Source organism: Streptomyces sp. NPDC040589, from assembly GCF_055594445.1.
The window spans coordinates 65701-78607 of record NZ_JBVIWP010000007.1 but is presented as its reverse complement, the minus strand read 5'-3'; the positions used below and the strand labels follow the sequence as shown (position 1 = coordinate 78607).

At 72.8% G+C, this 12907-nt stretch carries 8 protein-coding genes; 3 read left to right on the top strand and 5 right to left on the bottom strand.

Annotation, left to right across the window (positions count from 1 at the left end; all coding sequences use genetic code 11):
- Window positions 1-14: 14 nt before the first annotated feature.
- Together ACZ58V_RS28475 and ACZ58V_RS28470 are read left to right on the top strand one after the other, a co-directional pair.
- Window positions 15-1262 carry an alginate lyase family protein gene (locus ACZ58V_RS28475; protein ID WP_471293398.1) on the top strand — a complete coding sequence of 416 codons (1248 nt, stop codon included), beginning with the start codon at window positions 15-17 and terminating at the stop codon, window positions 1260-1262.
- A 92-nt stretch (window positions 1263-1354) separates the two neighbouring features.
- A complete protein-coding gene (locus ACZ58V_RS28470; protein WP_471293395.1) occupies window positions 1355-2959 on the top strand; it encodes a carboxylesterase/lipase family protein in 1605 nt (534 codons plus the stop codon).
- On the opposite strand, the gene ACZ58V_RS28465 is transcribed toward ACZ58V_RS28470, so the two are convergent.
- The 5 genes from ACZ58V_RS28465 to ACZ58V_RS28445 are packed head-to-tail and all read right to left on the bottom strand — an operon-like array spanning window position 2912 to window position 11112.
- The gene (locus ACZ58V_RS28465; protein WP_382825751.1) at window positions 2912-3499 is read right to left on the bottom strand and encodes an SLATT domain-containing protein; all 588 of its coding nucleotides are present in this window, start codon (window positions 3497-3499) and stop codon (window positions 2912-2914) included. The genes ACZ58V_RS28470 and ACZ58V_RS28465 overlap by 48 nt on opposite strands.
- 20 nt (window positions 3500-3519) lie before the next feature.
- Window positions 3520-4872 carry a hypothetical protein gene (locus ACZ58V_RS28460; protein ID WP_468199149.1) on the bottom strand — a complete coding sequence of 451 codons (1353 nt, stop codon included), beginning with the start codon at window positions 4870-4872 and terminating at the stop codon, window positions 3520-3522.
- Window positions 4869-6083, bottom strand: coding sequence for a nucleotidyltransferase family protein (locus ACZ58V_RS28455; protein WP_468199147.1), 1215 nt, complete (start codon window positions 6081-6083; stop codon window positions 4869-4871). Before ACZ58V_RS28455 ends, ACZ58V_RS28460 begins: the two co-directional genes overlap by 4 nt.
- Window positions 6080-7708: a TolB-like translocation protein gene (locus ACZ58V_RS28450; RefSeq protein ID WP_471293392.1), complete on the bottom strand. Its 1629-nt coding sequence runs from the start codon at window positions 7706-7708 to the stop codon at window positions 6080-6082. The genes ACZ58V_RS28455 and ACZ58V_RS28450 overlap by 4 nt, the downstream gene beginning before the upstream one ends.
- Window positions 7705-11112: a WD40 repeat domain-containing protein gene (locus tag ACZ58V_RS28445; RefSeq protein WP_471293389.1), complete on the bottom strand. Its 3408-nt coding sequence runs from the start codon at window positions 11110-11112 to the stop codon at window positions 7705-7707. The genes ACZ58V_RS28450 and ACZ58V_RS28445 overlap by 4 nt, the downstream gene beginning before the upstream one ends.
- A gap of 289 nt (window positions 11113-11401) precedes the next feature.
- On the opposite strand from ACZ58V_RS28445, the gene ACZ58V_RS28440 reads away from it, so the two are divergent.
- On the top strand, window positions 11402-12907 hold the full coding sequence (locus ACZ58V_RS28440) for a hypothetical protein (RefSeq protein WP_471293386.1): 1506 nt from the start codon (window positions 11402-11404) through the stop codon (window positions 12905-12907).

Sequence of the window (12907 nt, the reverse complement as noted above, 5' to 3'; positions counted from 1 at the left end):
GGAGAAGCCCCCACATGAGCCGCACTTCCCCCCACACGCACCACGAGGGCGGCCAGGTGAGCCGCCGCGGTCTGCTCAAGACCGCCGGCGGCCTCACCGCGGCCCTCGCCCTGGGCGCCGGAGCCACCGCCACCACGGCGGACGCCGCCCCCGGCACCTTCACCCACCCCGGCATGCTCCACAACGCCGGCGACATCAACCGCGCCAAGGTCAGGGTCGCCGCGGGCACCGACCCCTGGCTGTCCGGCTGGAACAAACTCGTCGCCAACTCCCACGCCCAGTCCACCTGGAGCCCCCGGGCCACCGCGACGATCATCCGCGGCGGCACCGGACAGAACTACGGCCTCCTCTACAACGACATCGCGGCCGCCTACCAGAACGCGCTGCGCTGGAGGGTCGGCGGCACCGAGGCCAACGCCCAGTGCGCCACGCGGATCCTCAACGCCTGGGCGACGACCCTGACGACGGTCACCGGAAACGCCGACCGGTTCCTCGCCGCCGGCCTCTACGGCTGGCAGTTCGCCAACGCGGCCGAACTCATGCGGGACTACAGCGCGTTCGACCTCGGCGCCTTCCAGGAGATGATGGTCAGGGTCTTCTATCCGCTCAACAACCAGTTCCTGACCGGCCACAACGACGCCTGCATCACCAACTACTGGGCCAACTGGGACCTGTGCAACATGGCCTCCGTCCTGGCCATCGGCATCCTCAACAACGACGGCGCCAAGTACGACCAGGCCGTCACCTACTTCAAGAACGGCGCCGGAAACGGCTCCATCAAGAACGCCGTCCCGTTCCTGTACAGCAACGTCGAGGGCTACGACCTCGGCCAGTGGCAGGAGTCCGGCCGCGACCAGGGCCACACCGTCATGGGCATGGGCCAGATGGGCGCGATCTGCGAGATGGCCTGGAACCAGGGCGAGGACCTCTACTCGTACGACGGCCGCCGCTTCATGAAGGCCGCCCAGTACGTCGCCAAGTACAACCTCAACATGGACGTGCCCTTCACCACCTACAACTGGGGCAGCGGCCAGAACTGCTCCCCGCAGTCGCAGACCGTGCCCGGCGCCGGGTCGCGCGGCCAGGCCCGCCCCGTGTGGGCGATGCTCCACTACCACTACGGGCGGCGCCTGCTCCTCGACGACAAGTACATCTCCCAGATGTGCTTCTCCGTGGCCCCCGAAGGCGGAGGGGGTGACTACGGCAGCGACAGCGGCGGCTACGACCAGCTCGGCTTCGGCACCCTGATGTACGCCAAATAGCCGTCGAGCCGGCTCGTGCACCGGAATACCGGTGAGCGATGTGGTGCTCTGGTGATACCGGTGCACGAGCGCGGCGAAGGGCTGGTGGGCGCATGACGGCAGACCAGACGGATCCCGTGGTCAGGAGCCCGTACGGGGCCGTACGCGGCAGGTACGAGCGGGGAGTCGCGGTCTTCCGCGGCATCCCGTACGCGGCGCCCCCCTTCGGCCCCCGCCGCTTCCGCCCGCCCGTCCCCCTCCCGCCCTGGGACGGCGTCCGGGACGCCGGCGCCTTCGGCCCCACCCCGCCGAAGCCCCCGTACTCCGGCGCCTTCGCGCACTATCTGTCCGACCCGGTCGTGCCCGGCGACGACTGCCTCAACCTCAACGTCTGGACCCCTGAGCCGGCCCACGGAGCCCGCCTCCCGGTCCTCGTCTGGCTGCACGGCGGCGCCCTGACCAGGGGTTCCTCCGCCGTACCCGTCTACGACGGCCATGCCTTCGCCCGTGACGGCGTGGTCTGTGTATCGGTCAACTACCGGCTGGGTGTCGAGGGCTACGGACTGTTCCCGGACACACCCCCGAACCCCGGCCTGCGCGACCAGATAGCCGCCCTGACCTGGGTGTACGAGGCCATCGAGGCCTTCGGCGGCGACCCCGGCCGCATCACCCTCGCCGGCCAGTCCGCCGGGGCGATCAGCATCGGAGCCCTCGTCGCCGCCCCGCAGACACAGGGGCTGGTCCGGCGGGCGGTCCTGCAGAGCGGCCCGCCCGAGGCGTCCGAGCGGGCCAAGGTACGGCGGATGGTGCGCCGTATGGCCACCCGGCTGAAGATCCCCGCCACCGCCGAGGCCTTCGCCGCCGTCGACCGCGACCTGCTGCTGAGTACCCAGGCCGAGGTGGGCAGGCTGAGCAGCCCGGTCGTCGGCGGCCCCGCCTTCGGCATCGTCATCGACGGCGACACCGTCCCGCGCGACCCCCTGGAGGCCCTCACCGAGGGCGGCGCGGCCCCCGGGGTCGAGCTGCTGACGGGCTGGACCCGCGACGAGTACCGGCTGTGGCTGGTCCCGGGCGGCCTCCTGGAGCGCGTCGACCGCCTCGGAGCCGTCGCCCTGGCAGGTGCCATGGCCCGCTGCCACTGCGGCAGCGAGGTTCCGCGCGGCTACCGCGCCCTGCACCCCGAGGCGAGCACGGCGGACCTCGTCGGCCAGCTCGTCACCGACCACCTCCTCCGCATCCCTCTGCACCACCTGGCCGACACCCGGACGGAACCCTCGTACGTCTACGAATTCGCCTGGCCCTCGAACCTCCCCGACCTCGGCGCCTGCCACGCACTGGAGCTCGGTTTCGTCTTCGACACCGGGGAGGTACCCGAGTCCCGCAAACTGGCCGGTGAGGGCGGACCACAGGACCTGGCCGACGCGATGCACTCCGCGTGGGCGCGCTTCGCCACGGACGGCGACCCGGGCTGGGAGCGCTGGGACGCGGCCCATCCGGTGCGCGTCTTCGGAGACCGCGCACCGGACGCCGAGGACGGTGTGGCCTATACGGCGTACGGCCCCCGGGACCGTGAACTCGCCCTCTGGGCGACCGACGCCGTCACGCCCGAGGAACCCGCACTCGCATCGGTCCCTGCCGACGGTTCGCCCACACGCGGTACGGAACTGCGCTCAGCCGTACGACGACTCCGCCGCTCCGGGGCGCTCCGCCGGCACTGACCGTCCCGCCACCGGACGTTCGTCGTCCACCGCGTACGTCTGGCCACCGCGCCCGATATTGGCCTGGGCGCGCCGGTAGGCGCGTCGGCCCGGGGGATCCGCGGCCCGGTTCTGTTCGTCCCGGCGGGCCGTCAACTCCGCCAGCACGACCCGGGCTTCGTCGACCGGCATCACGGGCAGGTCCACGGTCCGGGCCTGCCGGGCGGCCGTCTGCACCTCGAGATAGGCGTTGGCGCAGCCTGTGGCGTGGGACATGCGCAGCGGCGCGTTCACCGTGGTCATGACGGCGCTGATCCCGGCCGACACGAGCGCGAGAATGCCGGCGGCGATCCGCCCCGTCGACTCCACCAGCGCGGTCGTGCCGGCCACCGCGGCCAGCAGACTGGTGGGGATGCCCATCATCAGGTGCACGCCCCGCCAGTGCTTCGCCGTCTCGAACTGCGTCTGGGCGCTGTACATCGCGCTCTCCTCGAGCCTGCGCAGCTCGTCCGCGATCGCCGCCCGCCGGGCCTGCGTGTCCGGCTCAGGGTTCTCTGCCACGTGTGCCTCCTCGTCGTCGGTCACCGGCGGGCGATGTCCTCCCGGCGGAGCCGGAGGGCCACGGGCACGGCGTGGTCGGACGGCAGGGCGCTCGCCGCCGCCTCCCACAGGCGCAGGGTGGCGTTCGAGGACGCGTGCAGCGAGGGCACCAGCTCGATCGCGGGCACGGTGCGCAGCGCGGCGAACGGCACGGGGGGCTCGTCCGCGACCAGTTCGAACCGGTCCTGCGGGGCGAACAGCTCGATGACGCCGAGCAGGGCGCTCCCCCGGCCGCGCAGGGCGACCCAGTACCGCTGGGGTGCCGTGTCGGCCGGGCGGAGCACGAACGGCGCCACGATGCCGTCCGAGGCGTCGATCCAGCTCTCCTCGGCCGTGCGGAGGGGTTTCGGCAGCGTCAGCGTCACGCGGACCCGGCCCCCGGGGGTGTGTTCCGCGGAGGCCTCGAACAGCTCGTCCTCGGCGGCCGTACGGTAGGCACGCTCGGTCCGCCTGGCCGCCGCGGGCAGCACGGACTCCAGGCGGAGGGACAAGGACGGCGGGCGCCCGGCCCGGGGCCCGCGGCGCAGCCGGGAGGAGACCACCCGGGCCGTGTGCCGGAGCAGCGGGTCCTGTCTGCCGAGCCGGTCGGCCAGCAAGGCGAGCCGCTGGGAGGTGTGACCGGGGATCCTCTCCGCAGGGGCGGACAGCAGTCCCGTCAGCAGGGAGACGGCCTCATGCCGCAGCGCGGCCCGCTCCCGCCCCTCCCGCATACCGCGTTCCAGGACCGCCAGGGGCCCCGCCAGCCGGGTCGCCGCGGGCGTGAACCAGTGGCGGAGTTCGAGCCCGGGCGGCTCGACGGACGTGGCCCCGTCGAGCACGGCCAGCACGTTGCCCGTGACGGTGTCCAGGTCGCTCCAGGGCAGCGCGTGGAAGAGCACCGGGGGCGGGGCGGTCTCGGAGGCGAGCCGGTACAGCAGGGCATGTCTGAGGTCGAGGCTCTCCCCGGCGAGGACCCGCAGGACGTCCGGCTCCGAGGGCGGGGCCTCCCAGCGTTCCTCGATACGGGCGACCAGTTCCGTGCCCTCCGCGCTCGCGGGCAGGGGCCGGCCGAGATCGTCCAGCTCCACGTAGGAGATGCCGCGGCCGGGGTGGCTGAGCGCCAGGGCGTGCACGGCCGGGCCGCCGTCCCGCCGCGCCACCAGGCCCGTCCTGCGCCACGCCGGGTCCTGGAACAGGGGGAGCGTGCGCGCGTCGGTCCGTTCGGCTCCGTCGTTCACCGGGCCGGTGACGCGGTGCGACCCCGCGGCGGAGCCGGGGGCGCCGAGGCGTGCGACCCAGCCGGAGAGGGGCCGGTGCGGGAGGGGAGCGGTGTCGCTCGTCGCGGGACCGTTCATCGAGGGCTCCCCAGCAGCGTCTTCAGCAGCCGCTCCACGCCCGGCCCCAGTGTGCTCGCCACCGCCGTCTGCCGCTGTGCGGGGACGCCGCCCAGGCATTCGTGGTGCAGGGCCAGCAACTGGTCCCATGCCTGGTCTCCTCGCTCCCGGACGTGGTCGGCCAGGTCCTCGGGGAACGCGTCGGTCCACGCGCGCAGTTCGCTTGTGTCCACCGGCCCGTCGGCCTGCCAGCGCACGAGGAACTTCACCGCGCGCAGCGCCAGAGCGGCCTGCACCAGCGGGTCACCGGAGGGGTGGACGGGAACGAGGGCGCGCCCGGGTACCGACGGATCGGGACCCGGTACCGACAGATGCGGCAGGCCGCGCTCGCTCGGGTCGAGGACGAGATGACGCTCGAAGTCGTAGAGGACGCTGTTGACGGTGAAGTCCCGTTGCAGGCTGTCGGCGACGAGGTCGGTGCCGGTGGCCGGGAAGCGGAAGCCGCCGAGCCCAAGGCCCCGGTACTCGATGAGCGGGGTGGGCCGGTCGTCGCGGTAAACGGTGCAGACGAGGGTGTCGGGGCTCACCTTGGTCCTCAGCTCGTACGTCTCGCCGTCCTCCTCCAGGGTCCGGCGTGCCAGCTCCGCGAAGCGGCCCGCCGGCGCGGTGCCCGTCAGGTCCAGATCCCGGACCGCCTCACGGCCGTTGCCCGCCAGCAGTTCCCGGGGCGCACCGCCGCTCAGCCAGAGTTCGTGCCCGGCCTCCCGCACCGTCCTGGCGATGGGGTCGAGGACCCGCGCCCAGGGAGCGTCGGCCAGCAGGTCGTCCACCGCCGCCGGCAGACACCGGGACCGCCGGGCGGCGGGCACCACGGCCCGCTCCGGCAGCCGGTCGTGGGGGAGCCGTTCGTCGGCCGGACCCGGTGGCCTGACCGTGGGCACGGGCCGTTGCGGAGGCGCGTCCGGCTGGTGGTCGGCCTCGGTCAGGAGCCGGTCGTCCCGCGCCTCGGGCAGGCGGCCGTCGGGCGGCTGCGTGTAGGCGAAGCCGACGACGCGTTCCCCGCGCAGCACGTCCCCCGCCATCACCGGCCCGTTCGAGGCGCGTGACTCCACCGCCTCGGGGCCCGGTGCGTACGGCGGACAGCCGCGGCCGCAGAGGCAGACCGTCGCCTCCGCCGCTGCCGCATCCGCGCCTTCCGGCTCCGGGCCCTCGATCTCGTCGGCGCACGTCACGGCGCCCACCTCCCCACCCACAGCGCCTTGCCGCCCGAACCCGTCCGCAGTTGCAGCCGCTGCTCGAACTCCGGCTCGTACACGGTGCCCTCGTAGTCGTCCTCGTCCGCCTCGGGAATGTCCAGCAGCGCGATGTCGTGGATCTGCGCGGCGGTGCAGGTGATGTCCTGCGCGGGGTGGTCGACGCAGCGGTGGGCCGCGAGCCCCGGGAACACGATGCCGTCCTCCTTCAGGCCCGGGTGGCTGCTCAGCAGCCGCACCAGTTCGCGGCGGCCCTCGGCGGTCCGCAGGGCGGCCCGGGTCTCGTCGTCGCAGTGGTCGCACAGCGCCCGCAGCGCCTCGACGTCGTCGTCCTCGGCCGCGTCCCTGATGCGCTGCGCGAGCGCCCGCAGATGGGCCGGAACCCGCTCCCCGCGGTCGGTCGTCCTCGCCACACCGGTCCGTGCGGGCTGGGGCGCCGCCGCGGGTACGGCCGCCCCGGCGCTCTCCGCCGGGGTGAAGACGAACGACGACACCCGGGTGCCGATGACCTGGCGCTCACCGTCCCCGTCGGTGAACTCCAAATCGCCGAGGGGCGGATGATACGTCTCGTCGGGATTCTCGGGCCGGGGCCGCTCGGACGCCAGGAGCCGCGCGGTACGGCCCTTCGCGCCGTAGCCGACCGCGAGCATGCCCGAGCCGATGTAGCGCCACGCGCCGTCGCGCAGGTAGTACGACACGAAGCGCTCGGGCGGCACGGCCTGGCATCCCTCCATCGGCCCGAACGTCGCGGTGAGGCCCCCGCCCGCCCAGGCGAGACCGGTCACGTGCAGCCGGTCCTCCAGCAGGGCGCGGGCCATCGCGGCGTCGGCGGGACGCTCCGGAGCCTGGCGGCCCTCCTGCCCGTAGGTCGCGACCCGCACGTTCCCGACGTTCCAGCAGGCTCCGCCCGAGTCGTGGGAGGCCCAGCCGATGCGCCGCCCGTCGGGGGACTGCACGCCCTCGCTGAACGCCGTGGGCGCCCCGGCCGGCCGGAACGGGCGGACCGTTCCGGACCGGTCGACCGCCAGCATCTGGAACTGGCCGCGGCCCGCCTTCTCCTCGGGCAGCAGGTCGGCGATCGTCACGGCGTCCCGTCCGCCGGCGGCGACCCGGGCGTAGGGCGACACCGGGGTGCTGAGCTGTGCGCGCCTGACCTGCCCGTCGGCGGTGTACAGCAGCAGCGCGTCGCCGCTGGTGGTCACCGTGGCCGCGGCGTCACCGAGAAAGCCGACTCCCCGGCAGGCACAGGGCGTTGTCCGCTCGTCTCCCGAGGCGATGTCGAGGCGGTGCAGGCGCCGTCCGTCGGGGCTGTCGTTCTCGTCGTCGATCCACGCCAGGGCCGAGCCGTCGGGGGACCACCGGACATCGTCCGCCCGGGCGCTCAGTTTCGCGCCGCGCCAGGTCCGGCCGGCCGCGTCCGCCAGGACGATCTCCCGGGCCACCGGCCGGACGAAGGCGAGCACCGGCGCACCGTGCGCGGCGTTCGGCCTGTTCCCGTCCGACGCGTCGTCCCCGCCGCCCGGGGTGTCACAGCCCGCGACCAGCAGCGCCGCCGCCACCACCAGGGCCGCCACCCGTCTCACCCCCGCGCCGAGCCGCTTCACCCCTTCACGTCCTCGCACAGCTCGATGTACGACACGGACTCGTCCACGTGCTTCTCCCACTCGTCGCGCGAAAGACCGCCGTCGGTCCAGTCGCACATGCGCTTTTCGAGGGAACCCTCGGTCATCTTCCAGATGTTGACCGCGCCCGGCTGCTTGTGCTCGCGCTGCTGAGGCAGGGAGGCCCCGGCGAGATACGTACCGTCCGGTGACCACTTCACCTGCACCACGTCGGTGCCGTTGACGTCACGCAGCGGCGGCATCGACTGCTGCCCGGAGTCGAGGTTGTGGACGAAGACGCGGTCTCCCAGCGCCGTCGCCACCAGCCGGCCGTCCGGCGAGATCGCGCTGTCGGCGGTGTCTTCACCCTCGGGCATACGAAGGGGGTCGCCCAGCGCGGTCAGTTTCCCGCCGTCCAGCAGCCGCACGGTGCCGCTGGTCATGTCAAGGGTGACGAGCCGCGAGCCGTCCCGCGAGTACGACACCCGCGTGACGCCGGGAGCGGCGACCGTGCGCAGCTTCCGGCGGGTGACCAGGTCCACCATGACGAGCCGGGTCTCGTCGCCCTCGCCCTCGGTGAAGACACCGGTCCTGCCGTGGATCGCCATGTCCGAGGTCCCGGCCGCGAGGTCGATCGTGCCCAGGCGCCGCCAGGTTCCGGTCTGCCAGATCCCCACGTCTCCGCTGACGTGCCGCGCCACCAGCAGACGGTGCTCCGGCACGAAGTCGACCTGGGAGACGATGCGTTCGGGAAGCGTGCGCTTGCGGTCCTCCTCGGGGGACATGTCGAGTTGCTGGAGATAGGTGCCGTCCCGCTTCCACACCGTCATGGTCCCGATGCCCCGGCTCTGGCCGACGGCGGCCACGAACTGGTCCGACAGAGCGAGGGCGTTGATGTACGAGCCCGAGGCGGGGTACTCGGTCACGTGCTCGTAGGAGGCTCCCGCGGCGCTGATCGTCTCGGGCACGGAGTCGAGGTCGATCGAGTAGGCGCCGTAGGAGGTGTTGGTCATGAAGTCGGTGAGCAGCAGGGTGTTTCCGGGGCCGAAGACGGAGCCCGTGGACGGCTGCGCCGGGGGCAGGGCCCGGTGCACCGGAGTGTTGCCGAGCACGGTGACGCGGCCCTCTCCCGCCGTCACGACGGTTCCGTCACCGGCCCGTACGGCGGCGACGGTTCGCCCGCCGCTCGGCACGGACAGCGGCGCGGAGGCGCCGTCGGGGGAGGACTGTACGGGAATCACGGCCGTGCCTCCCGGCCCGGCGATCACGACGTCGTTGCCGTCCTGTTCCATCGCCGTGGGCCGGGTGGACAGACCGCCCAGCGGATAGGTGCTGCGCTTGCGGGCGCGGTCCCAGGCCAGGACCCCGCCGTTGGTGGCCACCGTCACCACGTCCTGTGACGCCTGGACCAGTGAGGCGCCGCCGGGGACGTCCTCGGCCGGGAGCAGCTGGGACACCTTCTTCGTGCGGAGGTTCACCGACACCACCTCGTTCGTGGTGAGCAGCAGGACGGCCTGGTCCGCGCCGCCCCCGGGGCCGGCATAGGCGGGCACGACATCCGCGCTCATCGCCAGCCGGTTCGACGACGGCAGCCGGCCGAGCAGCTTCTTTCCCGCGATCTCCCTGAGCCGCACACAGCCGGTCACGGTGCGGCTGGAGGGTTCGATCTCGGTGACGGCGCCGTCGTCATAGACGGTGGTGAGACCGGACCCGTTGTCGGTGAAGCCCATCCCCACGATCTCGCTGAAGGGCCCGGTACAGGACGGCGCCTTCACCGTCCCCAGCTCCTCGGGCTTGTCGCCGGAGGCGTCGAACAGCCGCAGGTCCCTGCCGTCATGGGCCGCGAGGATGCCCGATTCCACGCCTCGGACGAGACCGGCCGCCCGCCCCTTCACCTCGCCCAGTTTCCGCCCCGACCCGATGTCCCACACTTGGATCGCGTCGGCGATGCCCGAGGTGTAGGCCCGGTGCCCGGTGTCGTCGACGGCGAGGACGCTGACGGTTCGGTCGGCCTTCCAGCTGCGCACGGTGTTGCGGTTGGTCTCCAGGACCTCCTGGATCGCGTTCTCGGCGTCCTTGTTCCCGGGGTCGATCCGGTACCCCGCGAGGGCCAGCAGACCGGCCGTGCGCGGTTCGCTGCTCCGCATGCGGACCGCCTGCGCGGCGAGTCCGGCCGCCACCGCCCGGCGGTTGTTCCTCTCGCTCTCCCCGCTGGCGAAGCCCCACGCCACTAGGGAGGCGACGAGGCCGGTCGCCAGTACCCCGGCCACGAGCCGCGAGGCGGCGCGCACGTCGAGACGCCGGGCCGCCTTGGCGGCCTCCTCGACGGTGGCCACGCCGACGACACTCGCGCCGCCGCCGAGGTCACGGGCCTGCCGCACGTCCCGTTCCGGTACGACGACGCGTTCGCCGTCCTTCACCGCGCTGAGCTTGGCCCGGTACCCGGTCACGGACTGGATGACGCGGGTGTTCTCGCCGGACATGGCGCCGACGACGGACGTACGGGGATTGACCCTGCTCAACCGCAGCGGCCCGAGCGGGTTGCCCCGGGTCCTGCCGAGTTCCGACAGCAGGACGGCGAAGGCCGCGCCGAAGGAGGAGTCGCCGACGTGGTCCACGGGGCCGTCCCCGCTCCGCAGCGACCAGAGCACGGCACCCTTCAATTTCGCGGGGCGCGCGATCCGCCAGGCGTCGTCCAGCGCACTGCGAAACCCCTCGTCGCCGAGGAACCCCGACATGACGCGGGGATCCGGCAGAAGCCCGGAGGGCAGCCCGCGGACCAGGTCCAGCCGGAGATGGAAGCGCGCACCGACACTGCCCCGTTCGGCGAGCACCGTCAGGCGCGGCCCGCGCAGCGGTTTGGGCAGCGCCCCGTCGAGAGCGAGCAGCACGAGGGCGAGATGACCCCGGACCGAGTCGTCCACGCTGTCGGAGGCGAGCAGCGCGGCCAGCCGCTCACCGTGGCGCGAGCCGTCCGGCGCGGTCCATCCCGCCGCCTCCGGCCCGTGCGCCCGCGCGGCGGCGGAGCTGCGTGCCAGCCAAGGTGTTCCGGTGCGCAGATGGTGCCCGGCGGCATCGGCGTCCCCGACCAGGGCGAGCCCGAGAGCGGCGTAGGCACGTAACGCGCGTGCCGCGGCCGGTTCGCCCATGACGAGGGGAGCCTCGGCGGGTTCTTCTATTCGGGTGTAGGCGGGTGCCTCGTCGAGTACGTCGTGCAACGGCGTCCGGTCGGCCAGGACCTGACGCAGCGTCGCCTCGTCGTCCCTGGCGACACAGTCGGTGAGGAAGCCCCACAGCGGCTGTCCCTTGCCGGTGAGGGGGTCGATGAGATCCCAGGTGTCGATCCCGGGCGGCAGGCGGTGCAGCAGGTCGCGGACCGCGGAGGGGTGCATGGGGTCTTCGGCCACGACTGCCTTTCATGACTGCACGATTTGTGGGAGGTCATCTTGGCAGCAAACAAGGGCGGAAAGCAGCCAGAAATCCTGAATTCGAAGGGAAGTTGGATTCTCGGCCGCGTGCGCGAGATCGCAAACGCATCATCAGAAGCACGAGAAACAGGAGTTTCACGGGCGTATTGATTCGCCCTCATGTGCGAGAGGAATCGAACTCCCTGTCGTGAATGCGGAGACGGCGCAGGAACTCCGAAGCTCTGTCATCCTTCCTTTCCCGGAACGGCACCCCGACCGAAGGAGAGCAGTGGCCACCACGCCCCCGACCCGGCGTTCCCGGCAGCTTCTGTGCCTGTTCAGCGCCGTGCTCCTGCTCTCGTCCTGTCAGGGCGGACGCGGCGACGAGCGGCCCGGCCCCGACATGGCCACCGCGCAATGGCGTCAGATTCCCCTCGCCGACCTGCCGCCCGCCTTCTTCGGGCTGTCGGACACCGCGCTCGTGGCGGCGAAGGACGGATTCCTTCTCGCGGCCCGCCCCCAGGGCGGCAACGCGCGGATATACCGCTCCACGGACGGAATCGCATGGCGGCAATCCCGCCCCTCGGACCAGCAGATGTCGGTGAGCGTCCTGGCCGAGCACGAGGGCGAGGTCATCGCCGCCGGGCCGCTCTTCCGGGACGGGGAGACTTCCCCCGCGGTCATGCGCCACCGCGGAAAGGGCAGGTGGGAAAAGGCCGAGCAACTGCCGAAGGCGGACTCTTCCGACGTCGTGCTGGCCGCGGCCCGGGGACCGCACGGCACCGTCGTGGTCGGGCACGACGGCGGGCCGTTCGAGGAGGACACCGGCCAGAAGCGGGGCCGCAGCCTGCGCGTCTGGACCGCCACGGACACGGGCTCGTTCGCCACTCCGCACGACGTCGGCTGTCCCCAGTGGCCCGACCAGGCACCCGAGGTCGCCGCCCTCGCCGACGAGGAAGGGTTCACGGTGTGGGCGAAGTGCACGGATCCCTGGGGCACTTCGGCCTCCTTCACCCTGCGCAGCTCCGACGGCGCGACGTGGCGCAGAAAGGCCGACCCGCCCCGGTCCCTGGCCCTGCGCGCGGGCACGGCCGGCCCGTCGGTCGGGGCCCGGGGCGAGGGCAGGACGGTCAGCCACGTCGTCGCGGTGCGCGGCGGCTTCCTGGCCCTTGGGTCGGCCGAGACGTCCACCAGCAGCACCGGCGCCCTGTGGTCCTCGGCGGACGGCCGGAACTGGACCAGGTCGACGGGCGGCAAGGACGGGTTCCGGCAGTCGGTACGGGTGGACGCCGCCGCCGAGTACGACGGCACCCTCCTCGCCTTCGGCACCGACCCGGAACCGGACGGCCACCCGCCCGCCCGCACCCGGGTCTGGATCGGCACCCCGGCGGGCCGCACCCCGAAGCCGATCCCCACCAAGGGCGAAGGGCTGAAGGCCGTCACCGGCACCTGGACCTGGGCCCAGGGCTCGCTGAAGATCACCGCGCAGGGCGGGTTCACCTACCGCTACCGGCTCCTGCGCGACTGTGCCACCGAGGCCCCGCCCTGCGACGACCAGGCCACCTCCACCTGGGGCGGAGTCGTCACCGGCACCCTGAAGGAAGGATCCCGCGGAGCCCTGCGCGGCAAGGTCCTCAGCTCCAACACGCGCGAGCGGGGCCACACCCCGGGCGACGCGGTCACCGTCACCCGCGTCCCCTACGGCGCGGTCGGCCTCACCATCTCGGACTCGGTGGTGGGCATCTTCTGCACACCCGGCTCCTACGACAACCGCTGCCGCGACGTGCACGGCTGA

Excerpts from the sequence above, each read along its gene's own strand:
- ACZ58V_RS28470 (WP_471293395.1), top strand. The coding sequence starts at position 1,355 with ATGACGGCAGACCAGACGGATCCCGTGGTCAGGAGCCCGTACGGGGCC.
- ACZ58V_RS28475 (WP_471293398.1), top strand. The coding sequence starts at position 15 with ATGAGCCGCACTTCCCCCCACACGCACCACGAGGGCGGCCAGGTGAGC.
- ACZ58V_RS28460 (WP_468199149.1), bottom strand. The coding sequence starts at position 4,872 with ATGAACGGTCCCGCGACGAGCGACACCGCTCCCCTCCCGCACCGGCCC.